Here is a 14590-nt window from a genome sequence, read left to right as displayed (position 1 = left end):
TACGACTCAAGATGAATTTTTCCAAGTTCTTCATTTCGCGGCCGATCTTCGCAGCGGTGCTGTCGCTGTTGATCCTGATCGCCGGTGCCATCTCGCTGTTCCAACTGCCCATCAGTGAGTACCCGGAAGTGGTGCCGCCGACCGTGGTGGTACGCGCCAACTTCCCCGGCGCCAACCCTAAAGTCATCGGCGAAACCGTGGCGGCTCCGCTGGAGCAAGCCATTACCGGTGTCGAGAACATGTTGTACATGTCCTCGCAATCGACCGCCGACGGCAAGCTGACCCTGACCATCACCTTCGCCCTGGGCACCGACCTGGACAACGCGCAGGTGCAGGTGCAAAACCGGGTGACGCGGACTCAGCCAAAACTGCCTGAGGAAGTAACGCGCATCGGTATCACCGTGGACAAGGCCTCTCCCGACCTGACCATGGTGGTGCACTTGACCTCCCCGGATCAGCGCTACGACATGCTGTACCTGTCCAACTACGCGATCCTCAATATCAAGGATGAGCTGGCCCGCCTGGGCGGCGTCGGCGACGTGCAGTTGTTCGGCATGGGCGACTACTCGCTGCGCGTCTGGCTGGACCCGAACAAGACCGCTTCGCGCAACCTGACCGCAACCGATGTGGTCAACGCGATCCGCGAACAGAACCGCCAAGTGGCCGCCGGTGCCCTGGGCGCCCAGCCGGCGCCGAGTGACACCAGCTTCCAGTTGTCGGTCAATACCCAGGGCCGCCTGGTCACCGAGGAGGAGTTCGAGAACATTGTGATTCGCGCCGGCGCCAACGGTGAGATCACCCGTCTGAAGGACATCGCCCGGGTCGAGCTGGGCTCCAGCCAATACGCGCTGCGCTCGTTGATCGATAACCAGCCTGCCGTCGCGATTCCGATTTTCCAGCGTCCGGGCTCCAACGCCATCGATATTTCCAACGATGTGCGCGCCAAGATGGCCGAGCTGAAAAAAGGCTTCCCGGCCGGCATGGATTACCGCATCGCCTATGACCCGACGATCTTTGTACGCGGCTCCATCGAAGCGGTGGTGCACACCCTGTTTGAAGCGCTGATCCTCGTGGTGCTGGTGGTGATCCTGTTCCTGCAGACCTGGCGCGCCTCGATCATTCCATTGGTGGCGGTGCCGGTGTCGTTGATCGGTACGTTTGCGGTGATGCACCTGTTCGGGTTCTCGCTCAATGCCTTGTCGTTGTTCGGTTTGGTACTGGCCATCGGCATCGTGGTCGACGACGCCATCGTGGTGGTGGAGAACGTCGAACGTAATATCGAACTGGGCCTGGAGCCATTCCCGGCCACCGAAAAAGCCATGCGTGAAGTGACCGGCCCGATCGTCGCCACGGCGCTGGTGCTGTGTGCGGTGTTCATTCCGGCCGCCTTTATCAGTGGCTTGACCGGGCAGTTCTACAAACAGTTTGCCTTGACCATTGCCATCTCGACGGTGATCTCGGCATTCAACTCGCTGACGCTGTCCCCTGCCCTGGCGGCCGTGTTGCTGCGCGCCCACGACGCACCGAAGGATCGTTTCTCCAGGTTCCTCGACAAGATCTTCGGCGGCTGGCTGTTCCGTCCCTTCAACCGCTTTTTCGAAAAGGCCAGCCATGGCTACGTCGGTACCGTGCGCCGGGTGATTCGCGGCACGGGTATCGCCCTGTTCGTGTACGCCGGCCTGATGGTGCTGACATTCTTCGGGTTTGCCCACACGCCGACCGGTTTCGTACCGGCCCAGGACAAGCAATACCTGGTGGCCTTCGCCCAACTGCCCGACGCCGCGAGCCTGGACCGTACCGAAAGCGTGATGAAGCGCATGTCGGACATCGCCCTGAAGCAACCTGGCGTGGAAAGCGCGATTGCGTTCCCCGGCCTTTCGATCAACGGTTTCACCAACAGCCCGAACAGCGGCATCGTGTTCGTGACCTTGAAACCGTTCGACGAGCGTAAAGACGCGAGCATGTCGGCGGGTGCGATTGCCGGTGCGCTGAACGGCCAGTACGCCAGTATCGAAGAAGCCTATATGGCGATCTTCCCGCCGCCACCGGTACAAGGCCTGGGCACGATCGGCGGGTTCCGCCTGCAGATCGAAGACCGTGGCAACCTCGGCTATGACGAGCTGTATAAAGAAGTGCAGAACGTCATCACCAAAAGCCACGGCGTGCCTGAGCTGTTCGGCCTGTTCACCAGCTACACGGTCAACGTGCCGCAGGTCGATGCAGCCATCGACCGTGAAAAGGCCAAGACCCACGGCGTGGCAATCAGCGACATTTTCGACACGCTGCAGGTCTACCTGGGTTCGTTGTATGCCAACGACTTCAACCGCTTCGGGCGTACCTATCAGGTCAACGTGCAGGCCGAGCAACAGTTCCGCCAGGACTCCGACCAGATCGGCCAGCTGAAAGTGCGTAACAACAAAGGCGAGATGATCCCGCTGGCGACCTTCATCAAGGTCAGCGACACCTCGGGGCCGGACCGCGTGATGCACTACAACGGCTTTATCACCGCTGAAATCAACGGCAACGCCGCACCGGGCTACAGCTCCGGCCAGGCCCAGGCCGCGATTGAAAAACTGCTCAAGGATGAACTGCCCAACGGCATGACCTACGAGTGGACCGACCTGACCTATCAGCAAATCCTCTCGGGCAACACCGCGCTGTTTGTGTTCCCGCTCTGCGTGCTGCTGGCGTTCCTGGTACTGGCCGCCCAGTACGAAAGCTGGAGCCTGCCATTGGCGGTGATCCTGATCGTACCGATGACGCTGCTGTCGGCCATCACCGGGGTGATCATCTCCGGCGGCGACAACAACATCTTCACCCAGATCGGCCTGATCGTACTGGTGGGCCTGGCCTGCAAGAACGCGATCCTGATCGTCGAGTTCGCCAAGGATAAACAGCAGGAAGGCCTCGACCCGCTCGCTGCGGTACTGGAAGCCTGCCGCTTGCGTCTGCGGCCGATCCTGATGACCTCGTTCGCCTTCATCATGGGTGTGGTGCCACTGGTGTTGTCCAGCGGTGCCGGTGCCGAGATGCGGCATGCCATGGGCGTGGCGGTGTTCTCCGGGATGATCGGGGTGACCTTCTTCGGTCTGTTGCTGACGCCGGTGTTCTACGTACTGATCCGTCGCTATGTGGAGCGCAGCGAAGCACGCAAAGCGGCCAAGGCCTTGAAGCTGGAGACACAGCAATGAGCGTGAAAGTATTCCTGCCGAGCTTGCTGGTACTGGCGCTGAGCGCCTGTGCCGTGGGCCCGGACTACAAAGCCCAGACCCCGGAAGCGGCCAACATCACGGCCGCCGCCGATGCCAAGCAATATGACCATGCCAGGTTCGAAGGCATCTGGTGGCAGCAGTTCGAGGACCCGACCCTCAACCAGTTGGTCACCCAGTCGCTGCAGGGCAACCGCGACCTGCGCGTCGCCTTTGCCCGTCTGCGTGCGTCCCGTGCGATCCGCGATGACGCCAGCAACGACGCCATGCCGACCATCACCAGCCGCGTCAGCAGTGACCAGGGCAAGGGCCAGATTCCCGGCCAGACTACCCGCCGCGTCAAGACCGAGCGCTACGACCTCGGCCTGGACATGGCCTGGGAACTGGACCTGTTCGGTCGCATCCAGCGCAACCTGGAAGCCACCGACGCCGACCAGCAGGCCGCTGAGGCTGACTTGTACCAGCTGCAAGTCACCATGATCGCTGAACTGGTGGATGCCTACGGTCAACTGCGTGGCGCGCAACTGCGTGAACGCATTGCCCTGGACAACCTGAAAAACCAGCAGGACTCCCGCGGCATCACCGTCAGCCTGCGCGATGCCGGCGTGGGCGACCAACTCGACGTGGAACGCGCCGATGCGCGCCTTGCGTCGGTGGAAGCCAGCGTGCCGCAACTGCAGGCCGAGCAAGTGCGCGAGCGTAACCGCATCGCCACCCTCCTCGGCCAGCGCCCCGACAAACTGAGCGTGGACCTGAGCCCGAAAGACCTGCCAGCGATTGCCAAGGCGCTGCCGATCGGCGACCCGGGGCAACTGCTGCAACGGCGCCCGGACATCCTCAGCGCCGAGCGCAAACTGGCCGCCGCCACCGCACGCATCGGCGTGGCCAAGGCCGACCTGTTCCCACGGGTCAGCCTCAGCGGCTTCCTCGGCTTCACCGCCGGGCGCGGCTCGCAGATCGGCTCGTCCGCCGCCAATGCCTGGGCCCTTGGCCCGAGCATCACCTGGGCCGCCTTCGACCTGGGCAGCGTACGCGCCCGCTTGCGCGGCGCGGACGCCGAAGCCGATGGCGCCCTGGCGAACTACGAACAGCAAGTGCTGTTGGCCCTGGAAGAATCTGAAAACGCCTTCAGTGACTACGGCAAGCGTCAGCAACGCCTGGTCTCACTGATCCGCCAAAGCGAATCCAGCCGCGCCGCCGCCGACCTGGCCGCGATCCGCTACCGCGAAGGCACCGTGGACTTCCTGGTCCTGCTCGACGCCCAACGCGAACGCCTGGCCGCCGAAGACTCCCAGGCCCAGGCCGAAGTGGATCTGTATCGCGGCATCGTTGCGATCTACAAGGCGCTGGGAGGTGGCTGGCAGCCGGACACGGTGGTCGCTACCGCCAAGTGATGTAAAGAGCTCCTTTGGTTGGTCGCATCCAGCCAATTTTTAGCCCTGCGATCGATTCGGTCGCGGGGCTTTTTTTTGCTTGGAGCGTCCTGATCGTTCCCACGCTCCGCGTGGCAATGCATCCCGTGACGCTCCGCGTCACCATTGCGCAAGTGCCTGAGTTTTCGCTGAAAGCGGACGCGGAGCGTCCCGGGTGGCATTCCCACGCAGAGCGTGGGAACGATCATTGTTCTACGTTGCGTCGTTAAGAATCAAACTCCGATAATGCCCCGGATTCGACCCGCTCCACTTACGAAACGCCTTATAAAACGAACTCGTATCGGCAAACCCCAATCGCTCGGCAATCTGGGCGAAGCTGATCTGCGGCTCAGCCAGCCACACAATCGCCAGTTCCTTGCGTACGCTGTCCTTGAGGCCCTGGTAGGTCTGGCCTTCCTCTGCCAGGCGGCGGCGCAGGGTGGACGCGGAGATGCACAGGGTGGCGGCAAGGCCGTCGGTCTCCGGCCAGGTGTGTGGGGGCATGTGGCGCAGGTCATGCTTGATGCGGCTGGCAAGGCTTTGCGGGTCGCGGTATTTGACCAGGATATTGGCCGGCGCGTGGCTGAGGAAACGCTGCAATTCCTGTGGGGTTCGTTTGATCGGCAGGTCCAGGCACTCGGCGGAAAAGATCATGCGGGTGCGTGGCCGATCAAAGCGCAAGTTGTCGGAAAACATCACTTGGTAATCATCACAAAAGTCCGGCCGTGCGCAGCGCAATTCGATGGCCAGAATCGGGATGCGCCGCCCCGCCAGCCAGCAGGCGACGCCGTGGACGATCATCCAGTAAGTGAAATAGGTGAACGCGCGCTTGGGCTCGGGCTCCGGTTCGAGCAACACGATTTCCGCCAGGCTTTGTTGGCGCACCAACTGGGCAGGCAAGCGCTCAAACATCAGTGAAAGAAAATCCAGGCCGGTTTCCAGGCCGGCCACCAGGCTCGGTTGTGCCATAGCGGCACGACACAGGAACGCCAGGCTGCCGGTTTTAAGCTTGCGCGGGTCCATGCCAAAAAACTCGTCATCACTACGCCGTGCGAGCAAACGCCACAAGCGCGCATAGGCGGTGGCGGCCACCCGTGCGCCGGGCTGTTCCAGCAGCACCGGGTCAATCCCGACTTTGCTTAACGCCTCGACGGTGGCCGCGCCCGGCGCACAGCTCTGCAGCAGGGCTTCGCGCACGAGGTGGATGGAGATGGTGTCTTTTTCCGACATGGGCTGTTGGGCAATCCGGCTGCGGTTCGGGTGGCCTGCATGATAAGGGCGGTTGCGCTTCGCCACCACCGTTCAGCCCACGTTCAGCAAAGGTCAATATTTCTTGTTTGGCAATGAGTATCATTATGTTACAACTTAGCCTCCTATCTAGTTACGCCCTGGTGCCCGATGCTCGTTCCTTTTTTAATCATGCTGCGCGAAGGCATTGAAGCGGCGTTGATCGTCGGCATCATCGCCAGCTACCTGCAACAGACCGGGCGCGGCCAGTGGATGCCCGCTGTGTGGATCGGCGTATTTCTCGCGGCTGCGCTGGCGTTGCTGGTGGGCGGCGGGCTGGAACTGGTCAGTGCCGAATTCCCGCAGAAACAGCAGGAATTGTTCGAAGGCATCGTCGGACTGGTCGCGGTGGGCATTCTCAGTTCCATGGTGTTCTGGATGCGCAAGGTGGCGCGCTCAATCAAACATTCGCTGCATGCGTCCTTGGACCACGCATTGGCCGGCTCCCAACACCAAGTCTTCGCGCTGATCGCCATGGTGTTCTTCGCCGTGGCCCGCGAAGGGCTGGAAACGGTGTTCTTCTTGCTCGCCGTGTTCCAGCAGAGCGAGGGCCCGGGTGCACCTGTCGGCGCCCTGCTCGGCCTGATCCTGGCGATCATCGTCGGTTTCCTGATCTACACCGGCAGCATGCGCCTGAACCTCGGTGCGTTTTTCCGCTGGACAGGCCTGTTCATCCTCGTGGTGGCCGCCGGCATTCTCGCCAACTCGGTGCAAGCCTTGCACGAAGCGGGCGTGTGGAATCACCTGCAGACCGTGCTGTTCGATTTCAGCGCCGCGCTGCCCATGGACAGCCCGCTGGGCTCAGTGCTTGCCGGTTTGTTCGGTTATCAGGAAGCGCCGACCGTCAGCACCCTCGGCGCCTATCTGATTTACCTGGTGGTGGCGCTGGTGATGTTCTTCCTGCCCTCGCCTTCGGCCAAGCCTGTCACCTCCACTTCTTCCGTCTCCAGCCAGTAAGGACCGTCTCTTGTCCAACCCAACCCCTCAACCGGCTCCGTCGTCCCGCGCGCTGCGCTGGGCCGTGGCCGGCTCGGTGGTCGTGATGATCGCCGCCGGTGGCCTGTTCTATTACGCCGCGCAGTTGGCTGCCAGCAAGCGCCAGGCCAACCAGAATGAGATCGCGGTGACCATCCACGGCCACGCTTGCGAGCCCAACGCCCTGACGGTGCCCGCCGGGCGTGCGAGTTTTCGCATCATCAACCGCTCCGACCGCGCGGTGGAATGGGAAATCCTCGATGGCGTCCTGGTCGTCGAAGAGCGGGAAAATATTGCCCCCGGCCTGAGCCAGGTGATCAATGCCAATCTGCAGCCCGGCGACTACGCGATCACCTGCGGTCTGCTGAGCAATCCCCGCGGCACCTTGCATGTCACGCCGACTGAGCAATCCGAGGCCCAGGCCAAGGCCAAGCCGTCGATGGTGGCGTTTATCGGGCCGCTGTCGGAGTTCCGCGTTTACCTGAGCGGCCAGGGCACTGCACTGGTGAAGGCGGTCACCGCGTTGCAACACGCGATCGATGCCGGCGACCTCGCCCAGGCCCAAGCCCTGTATGTACCGGCCCGCGAAGCCTACCAACGGTTGGCGCCGGCATCGCAACGCCTGGCCGAGCTGGACAACGCGATCAACGCCCGCGCCGATTATTTTGAAAAGCGCGAACAGGACCCGGCCTTCAGTGGCTTCCATCGCCTGGAATACAGCCTGTTTCAGCAGCGCAGCCTCGACGGCCTGGCGCCCGTCGCGCAACGGTTGGCCAACGACGTCAGCACCCTCAAGCAGCAACTGCTGGCCCAATCCCTGCCACCGGAGCAACTGGTGAGCATTGTGGTGCGCAACCTCAATAGCCTGGCGGATGTACGCGCCACCAGCGGTGAAGAGGAACGCTACAGCCACATCGACCTCAACGGTTTTGCCGCCAACCTGGAGGTCGCCCACAAGGTCGTCGCGCTGATGCGGCCGCTGTTGGCCAAGTCCGCCGCCGAGCTGCTCCCCAACGTCGACAGCGCCCTTGCCGCCTTTGATGCCGAACTCCAAGGCTTCAAGGTCGACAACGGCTACGCCACCTATGACAGCGTGAACGCCGATCAGCGCAAGCAGATCGCCGACAAGGCCAAGGCCCTGGCCGCCGCACTCGATGGAATCGACCCCGCCCTTGGCCTTTCCGGCCTGCAGTGAGACGAACGCATACATGAGTGATTCAGCACAATTTGACCTCCAACGCCGCCGTGTCCTGCTGGGCATGGCCGCCACCGGCGCGGCGATTGCCGGTAGCACCCTGACCTGTCCGGCCATGGCGGCGGCCGCCGAGCAAGTCACCACCGCGCCCCGCAGTGACAAGACCCAGGACCACCACGCGTTCTTCGGCAAGCACCAGAGCGGCATCGTCACCCCGCGTCCCGCCTGCGGCATGCTCGTGGCGTTCGACGTATTGGCCAGCGACCGTGAAGACCTGGAGCGCCTGTTCCGCACCTTGAACGAGCGCATCGCCTTCCTGATGACCGGCGGCACCGTGCCGCAAGTCGACCCGAAACTGCCGCCCACCGACTCCGGCATCCTCGGCCCGGTGGTGACACCGGATAACCTGACCATCACGGTCTCGGTCGGTGAGTCGTTGTTCGATGAACGCTTCGGCCTCGGCGCGGCCAAGCCCAAGCGCCTGACGCGCATGGTCGGCTTCCCCAACGATGCGCTGGAACCTTCGCAGTGCCACGGCGACCTGAGCCTGCAGTTCAGCTCCAACACCCCGGACACCAACATCCACGCCCTGCGCGACATCGTAAAGAACCTGCCCGACCTGCTGCTGGTGCGCTGGAAACAGGAAGGCAGCGTACCGCCCCAGGCGCCGGCCAAACCCGGCGAGCCGGCGCAGAGTGCGCGTAACTTCCTGGGCTTTCGCGATGGTTCAGCCAACCCCAATTCCAACGACGCCAAGGCCATGGACCAGATCGTGTGGGTGCAGCCAGGCAGTGACGAACCGGCCTGGGCGGCCAACGGCAGCTACCAGGCCGTGCGCATCATCCGTAACTTCGTCGAGCGCTGGGACCGCACCCCACTGCAGGAACAGGAAAGCATCATCGGCCGCATCAAGCCCACCGGCGCGCCGATGGATGGCCAAAATGAATCCCAGGTCCCGGACTACAGCAAGGACCCGGAAGGCAAGCTGACCAAGCTCGATGCCCACATCCGCCTGGCCAACCCGCGCACTCCGCAGACCCAAGCCAACCTGATCCTGCGGCGGCCGTTCAACTACTCCAACGGCGTCAATAAAAACGGTCAGCTGGACATGGGGCTGTTGTTCATCTGTTACCAGGCTGATCTGGAGAAAGGCTTTATCAGCGTGCAAACCCGGCTCAACGGCGAGCCCTTAGAGGAATACCTCAAGCCCGTCGGCGGCGGCTATTTCTTCACCTTGCCGGGGGTCACGGGGCCCGACGATTTCATCGGGCGCACACTGCTTGCAGCAACGCACCCTCGAACCACTGCCGTTACCTAAAACACACTCAGAGCGGATACCGTCCCATGAAGAAGTCGACCCTCGCGTTGTCGTTGCTGATGACCCTTTCGCCACTGTCCGCCTTTGCCGCCACGGCGCCGCTGGACCTGGTCGGTCCGGTGTCGGACTACAAAATTTATGTCACCGAGGAAATCGGTGAATTGGTCACCCAAACCCAGGCCTTCACCGACGCCGTGAAAAAAGGCGACCTGGCCACCGCCCGGAAACTCTATGCGCCGACCCGCGTGCATTATGAATCCATCGAGCCGATCGCCGAGCTATTCAGTGACCTCGACGCCTCCATCGACTCACGGGTCGACGATCACGAAAAAGGCGTGAAGGCCGAAGACTTCACCGGCTTTCACCGCATCGAATACAGCCTGTTCGCCGAAAACACCACCCAGGGTCTCGACGCCCTCGCCGACAAGCTCAACAGCGACGTGCTGGACCTGAAAACCCGGGTAGACGGCCTGACCTTCCCACCGGAAAAAGTTGTCGGCGGCGCCGCGGCGTTGCTCGAAGAAGTTGCCGCCACCAAGATTTCCGGCGAAGAAGACCGCTACAGCCATACCGACCTGTACGACTTCCAGGGCAACATCGACGGCGCGAAGAAGATCGTTGACCTGTTCCGTGGCCAGATCGAGAAACAAGACAAGGTATTCCTGGCCAAGGTCGACAAGAACTTCGCCACCGTGGACAAGATCCTGGCCAAGTACAAGACCCCGGACGGCGGTTTTCAGACCTACGACAAGGTCAAGGATAACGACCGCAAGGCCTTGGTGGGTCCGGTCAATACCTTGGCTGAAGACCTGTCGATGCTGCGCGGTAAATTGGGCCTGAACTAAGCCCCCGCGCAAAAAAAACACCCAGGCCCCGTTCGGAGCCTGGGTGTTTTTTTGCCAGGTGTTTTTACAGAATCCGGTAGAGCAACCGCTCGATGCGCACCCGGCTGACCCGGCGCAGGAACTTGCCCACCGCCACCGGGTAATCCACCAGCGTCTGCAGTTGTTGGTAGCCGGCGATGCGCGTGGTGTGTTGGAAAATATGCGCAAGCTCCTGCGCACGCGGCGCCAACCACTGGCCCTGGGGGTCGTCGATCAGCAAGGCGTTTTCCAGGTCGAGCCGGAACGCCCTGGGGTTGAGGTTATTGCCAGTCAGCAAGGTGTAGCGCTGGTCGACCCACAAGCCTTTAAGGTGGTAACTGTTGTCACCGTCGTGCCACAGGTGCAGGTTCAACTGGCCGCTGTCGATCATCGGCTGATGGCGCTTGGCAAAGCGACGCAGGCTGATTTCATACAGATACGGCAACGCCGCGATCACCTTGAAGGGTTCGCTGGGCGGAATGTAGAAGTCGTTGGCGGTCTTGTCGCCGACGATGATGTCGATCTTCACCCCGCGCGCCAGGGCCCGGTTGATCTCGCGCGTCACCGGCAGCGGCAGGTTGAAGTACGGCGTGCAGATAGTCAGTTGCTGCTGGGCGCTGGCGATCAGCTCGAGGATCACCCGGCTGAGCGGGTTGTTTTTGCCGACACCGAGTAACGGGCTGACCTGCAAGTGCCCATTGGGCAACTGCCCGGCGCTGGTGTCATACGCCGCATGCTTGAGGCGGCTGCGCAGGTCACCGATGTCGTTGCGCAGACTGCGGGTGGTGGGCGGGTTGGGCAGGTCGAGGCGATGCACCGCCTTGGACGCGACCAGGCCATGTTCCACCAGGTGCTGCATGGAGTCGGCCAGCGCCTGGCTGTGGATCAGGTGATAACGGTCGAAGCGGTACTTGTCGAATTTGTGCAAGTACACGTTGTTCAGGCTGGCGCCGCTGTACAGCACCGTGTCGTCGATCACAAAACCCTTGAGGTGCAGCACGCCGAACAGCTCGCGGGTTTGCACCGGCACGCCGTACACCGGCACTTCACTGGCGTGACCCTGGGTCATGGCTTGGTACCAGGCGCTATTGCCCGGCTGCTTGCCGGCGCCGATCAGGCCACGCTGGGCGCGCAGCCAGTCGACCACCACGACGATGTCCAACGCCGGCCGTGCGGCTTTGGCGGCGTGCAATGCGTCGTAGATCTCCTGCCCCGCCTCATCCTGCTGCAAGTACAACGCAACGATGTAGATGCGCCGGGTGGCCTGGGGGATTTTCTCCAGCAGGCAGCGCCGATAGGCATCGGCGCTGGGCAACACCTCGATGGCATCGGTGGACAGCGGGAAACCGCGCAGTTTAGGCAACAGGGAGCGTTTGAAGAACGACGGCATAAGGCTCGCAATGGGTCGAATCCGAAGAGGCCCAAAGCTTACACCATGGGGGTGCTCAGGTCTCGTCGGCGCACAGGGAAAAATATCCATTGACCAAGAAGAACGATCGTTCTACTGTCTGAGGCATGAACGATATGACTCTTAATGAAACCCGCGACATTATTCTCGACGTCACCGAGAAGTTGATTTATCGCCACGGCATCGCCGCCACCGGCATGGACTTGCTGGTGAAAACCGCCGGCGTCTCGAGAAAAAGCATTTATCGCTACTTCAGCAACAAGGATGAGCTGGTGATTGCCGCCCTGCAGCGCCGCGACGAACGCTGGATGCGCTGGCTGCGCACGCAAGTCGAGCGCCATGAAGACAGCGGCGAGCGCCTGCTGGCGCTGTTCAGCGCGCTGAAAAGCTGGTTCGACTCGGCGGATTTTCGCGGCTGCGCCTTTATCAATACCAGTGGCGAAACCGGCAACGCGCAAGCCCCGGTACGCCTGCTGGCCAAGGCTCACAAACAGAAACTGTTCGAGTACGCGCTTGAACTGTGTCAAGCCCATGGCACCCCCGACCCGGAGCGGCAGGCCGCGCAGCTGCTGATCCTGATCGATGGCGCCATTACCGTTGCCCTGGTGATGGGCGATTCAACGGCTGCCGATACTGCGCAAGCGATGGCGCGGACCCTATTGGGGCTTTGAACTACTGTCGATGCACTTTCATAACTTTTCAGGAGCCGTTCCATGTCCTCTAACCCAGAAGTCCGCCCACCACTACCGCCCTTTACCCGCGAGTCAGCGATTGAAAAAGTGCGCCTGGCCGAAGACGGCTGGAACTCACGCGACCCGCAACGGGTGTCGCTGGCTTACACGTTGGACACCCAGTGGCGCAACCGCGCCGAGTTCGCCCATAACCGCGAAGAGGCCAAGGGCTTCCTCACGCGCAAATGGGCCAAAGAGCTGGATTACCGACTGATCAAAGAGCTATGGGCCTTCACCGGCAACCGCATCGCCGTGCGCTATGCCTATGAGTGGCACGATGACTCCGGTAACTGGTTTCGTTCGTACGGTAATGAAAACTGGGAGTTTGACGAAAACGGCCTGATGACCAATCGCTTTGCCTGCATCAACGATTTGCCGATCAAGGAAAGTGAACGCAAGTTCCACTGGCCGCTGGGGCGGCGTCCGGATGATCATCCGGGGTTGTCGGAGTTGGGCCTGTAGGTGCAGCAAGCCGATCGTTCCCACGCTCCGCGTGGGAATGCCTCCCGGGACGCTCCGCGTCCCTAATACACACAGGTGACGCGGAGCGTCAGGGGCTGCATTCCCACGCGGGAGCGTGGGAACGATCCGCGCGGCTGTTACTCAGTCCTGATTCAGCCCAACTCGATACAGCACCCCATCATCCTCATCCGTGAGCACATACAGATAGCCATCCGGCCCCTGCCGCACATCGCGAATCCGCGCATTCAAATCACCCAGCAGACGTTCTTCATGGACGACCTTGTCGCCATCGAACTGCAGCCGGATCAGCTCTTTGCTGGCCAGCGCGCCGATAAACAGGTTGTGCTGCCAGGCCTTGAAACGGTCGGCGTCGTAGAACGCCATGCCACTGATCGCTGGTGATTTCTCCCACACATGGTGCGGTGCCACGGTGCCTTCGGCGGTCTTGCCCTTGGCCTCGGGGATCGGCGTGAGGGAATAGTTGATGCCGTGCGTCGCCAGCGGCCAGCCGTAGTTCTTGCCGCGTTCGATGATGTTGATTTCATCACCGCCCCGTGGCCCATGTTCGTTTTCCCAGATCGTCCCGCTCCAGGGGTTCAACGCCAGGCCCTGTGGGTTGCGTTGGCCGTAGGACCAGATCTCGGGGCGTACCCCAGGCTGGGCAACAAAAGGATTGTCGTCGGGTACGCGACCATCCGGATAAATGCGTACGACTTTACCTTGCAGCTTGTCCAGGTCCTGGGCGGTGGGCCGCACATTGTTTTCGCCCAGGGTCACGAACAGGTAGCCGTCACGGTCAAACGCCAGGCGCGAGCCGAAGTGGTTGCCGGTGGACAGCTTGGGCTCCTGGCGCAGGATTACCGTGAAGTCCTTCAAGCCGCTCAAGTCATCGGCCAGGCGCCCTCGCCCCACGGCGGTCCCGGCCTTGCCATCCTGGCCGCCCCCTTCGGCGTACGACAGGTAGACCATGCGGTCTTGCTTGAAGTCGGGCGACAGCACCACGTCGAGCAAACCGCCCTGCCCCTTGGCCCACACCTGGGGCACGCCGGTCAACGGCGCGGACAGCTTGCCGTCCGGGCTGACAAAGCGCAGCTGGCCGGGAAGCTCGGTCACCAGGAAACCTTGCCTGTCCGGCAGGAATGCCACCGCCCAGGGGCGATTCAGGCCCTTGGCGACCGGCGTCGCAGTGATGCTGCCTTGTTCACTGGGAAACTGTTGGGCATCGGCGGCTTGAACCGCAGCCATTGGCAGCAGCGTGGTTGCGCAAAGAGCGGCTAGCAGGGTTTTGCGTAGAAACATAAGACGGATCCTTACCGGCGATTGCCGTTGGCATCATAGGTGGGAGCTTTGGTTTCGGTATTCGGGCGACTGGGCGCGGCGTCACGCTTGGGATAACTGTTGCCGATCCCGCCGTTTTCCAAGGTGGGCCGAGGTTGGGTCGGCGCGGTCTGGATACCGCGAACGGCCGGGGTATTGGGCTGGGTGCCCTGCATGCTGTTGGGGTTGGCCCGGTGAATAGGGCTGTTGTTGGAGTCGTAACGACCCGGCAGGTTCTGCGCCTGGGTCAGTGGAGCCAGGGCCAGGGCCGAGGCCAGTACTGCAACCAGCGCTGCAAGATGACGCACATAACGGTTCATGACGATGCCTCTCTATGCCGAGGAGTACGTGCTTTCGATAACACGCTACCCCAGGGGTTCGTCTGGCGACATTAAATAGTTGCTCATCAGGTG

Annotated in this window: 12 protein-coding genes; 8 read left to right on the top strand and 4 right to left on the bottom strand. The window is 62.0% G+C overall.

The window, feature by feature from the left end:
- The first annotated feature begins 11 nt into the window (after positions 1-11).
- Positions 12-3191 (top strand): efflux RND transporter permease subunit, encoded by a 3180-nt coding sequence (locus tag C4J91_RS13285; RefSeq protein ID WP_124362755.1) that lies wholly within the window; start codon positions 12-14, stop codon positions 3189-3191.
- Positions 3188-4603 (top strand): efflux transporter outer membrane subunit, encoded by a 1416-nt coding sequence (locus C4J91_RS13280; protein WP_124362754.1) that lies wholly within the window; start codon positions 3188-3190, stop codon positions 4601-4603. The genes C4J91_RS13285 and C4J91_RS13280 overlap by 4 nt, the downstream gene beginning before the upstream one ends.
- 231 nt (positions 4604-4834) lie before the next feature.
- Here C4J91_RS13280 and C4J91_RS13270 read toward each other — a convergent pair whose 3' ends face one another.
- A complete protein-coding gene (locus tag C4J91_RS13270; RefSeq protein ID WP_124362753.1) occupies positions 4835-5851 on the bottom strand; it encodes an AraC family transcriptional regulator in 1017 nt (338 codons plus the stop codon).
- A 168-nt stretch (positions 5852-6019) separates the two neighbouring features.
- Between C4J91_RS13270 and efeU the strand changes: the two genes are divergently transcribed.
- Genes efeU through efeO (C4J91_RS13250) form a run of 4 tightly spaced genes read left to right on the top strand, consistent with a single transcriptional unit; the run spans position 6020 to position 10241 of the window.
- A complete protein-coding gene (gene efeU / locus C4J91_RS13265) occupies positions 6020-6865 on the top strand; it encodes an iron uptake transporter permease EfeU (protein WP_124362752.1) in 846 nt (281 codons plus the stop codon).
- A gap of 10 nt (positions 6866-6875) precedes the next feature.
- Positions 6876-8078 (top strand): iron uptake system protein EfeO, encoded by a 1203-nt coding sequence (gene efeO / locus C4J91_RS13260; RefSeq protein ID WP_124362751.1) that lies wholly within the window; start codon positions 6876-6878, stop codon positions 8076-8078.
- A gap of 13 nt (positions 8079-8091) precedes the next feature.
- Positions 8092-9396 (top strand): iron uptake transporter deferrochelatase/peroxidase subunit, encoded by a 1305-nt coding sequence (gene efeB, locus C4J91_RS13255; RefSeq protein WP_124362750.1) that lies wholly within the window; start codon positions 8092-8094, stop codon positions 9394-9396.
- A gap of 26 nt (positions 9397-9422) precedes the next feature.
- Entirely contained in the window at positions 9423-10241 is an 819-nt protein-coding gene (efeO, locus tag C4J91_RS13250) for an iron uptake system protein EfeO (RefSeq protein WP_124362749.1), read from the top strand.
- 64 nt (positions 10242-10305) lie between these two features.
- Here the strand turns inward: efeO (C4J91_RS13250) and pssA are convergent, their stop codons facing one another.
- Positions 10306-11649 carry a CDP-diacylglycerol--serine O-phosphatidyltransferase gene (pssA, locus tag C4J91_RS13245; protein WP_124362748.1) on the bottom strand — a complete coding sequence of 448 codons (1344 nt, stop codon included), beginning with the start codon at positions 11647-11649 and terminating at the stop codon, positions 10306-10308.
- Positions 11650-11774: 125 nt separating this feature from the next.
- On the opposite strand from pssA, the gene C4J91_RS13240 reads away from it, so the two are divergent.
- Positions 11775-12338: a TetR/AcrR family transcriptional regulator gene (locus tag C4J91_RS13240; protein ID WP_124362747.1), complete on the top strand. Its 564-nt coding sequence runs from the start codon at positions 11775-11777 to the stop codon at positions 12336-12338.
- Between the two features lie 42 nt (positions 12339-12380).
- Positions 12381-12860, top strand: a complete 480-nt coding sequence (locus C4J91_RS13235; RefSeq protein WP_124362746.1) for a nuclear transport factor 2 family protein — start codon at positions 12381-12383, stop codon at positions 12858-12860.
- Positions 12861-13001: 141 nt separating this feature from the next.
- Here C4J91_RS13235 and C4J91_RS13230 read toward each other — a convergent pair whose 3' ends face one another.
- Positions 13002-14159, bottom strand: a complete 1158-nt coding sequence (locus tag C4J91_RS13230) for a PQQ-dependent sugar dehydrogenase (RefSeq protein ID WP_124362745.1) — start codon at positions 14157-14159, stop codon at positions 13002-13004.
- 11 nt (positions 14160-14170) lie between these two features.
- Positions 14171-14497, bottom strand: a complete 327-nt coding sequence (locus C4J91_RS13225) for a hypothetical protein (protein WP_124362744.1) — start codon at positions 14495-14497, stop codon at positions 14171-14173.
- Positions 14498-14590: the final 93 nt, after the last annotated feature.

Origin of the sequence: Pseudomonas sp. R3-52-08 (assembly GCF_003851745.1) — a bacterium.
In the GTDB taxonomy this organism is placed as follows: domain Bacteria; phylum Pseudomonadota; class Gammaproteobacteria; order Pseudomonadales; family Pseudomonadaceae; genus Aquipseudomonas.
The sequence above is the reverse complement of the archived record's forward strand: the minus strand, read 5'-3'. Positions and strand labels throughout refer to the sequence as shown.

What these genes read in the sequence shown, in the direction of transcription:
- efeU (WP_124362752.1), top strand. Translation starts at nt 6,020, where the DNA reads ATGCTCGTTCCTTTTTTAATCATGCTGCGCGAAGGCATTGAAGCGGCG.
- C4J91_RS13225 (WP_124362744.1), bottom strand. Translation starts at nt 14,497, where the DNA reads ATGAACCGTTATGTGCGTCATCTTGCAGCGCTGGTTGCAGTACTGGCC.
- C4J91_RS13235 (WP_124362746.1), top strand. Translation starts at nt 12,381, where the DNA reads ATGTCCTCTAACCCAGAAGTCCGCCCACCACTACCGCCCTTTACCCGC.
- efeO (WP_124362749.1), top strand. Translation starts at nt 9,423, where the DNA reads ATGAAGAAGTCGACCCTCGCGTTGTCGTTGCTGATGACCCTTTCGCCA.
- C4J91_RS13280 (WP_124362754.1), top strand. Translation starts at nt 3,188, where the DNA reads ATGAGCGTGAAAGTATTCCTGCCGAGCTTGCTGGTACTGGCGCTGAGC.
- C4J91_RS13230 (WP_124362745.1), bottom strand. Translation starts at nt 14,159, where the DNA reads ATGTTTCTACGCAAAACCCTGCTAGCCGCTCTTTGCGCAACCACGCTG.
- C4J91_RS13240 (WP_124362747.1), top strand. Translation starts at nt 11,775, where the DNA reads ATGAACGATATGACTCTTAATGAAACCCGCGACATTATTCTCGACGTC.
- C4J91_RS13285 (WP_124362755.1), top strand. Translation starts at nt 12, where the DNA reads ATGAATTTTTCCAAGTTCTTCATTTCGCGGCCGATCTTCGCAGCGGTG.
- efeB (WP_124362750.1), top strand. Translation starts at nt 8,092, where the DNA reads ATGAGTGATTCAGCACAATTTGACCTCCAACGCCGCCGTGTCCTGCTG.
- pssA (WP_124362748.1), bottom strand. Translation starts at nt 11,649, where the DNA reads ATGCCGTCGTTCTTCAAACGCTCCCTGTTGCCTAAACTGCGCGGTTTC.
- C4J91_RS13270 (WP_124362753.1), bottom strand. Translation starts at nt 5,851, where the DNA reads ATGTCGGAAAAAGACACCATCTCCATCCACCTCGTGCGCGAAGCCCTG.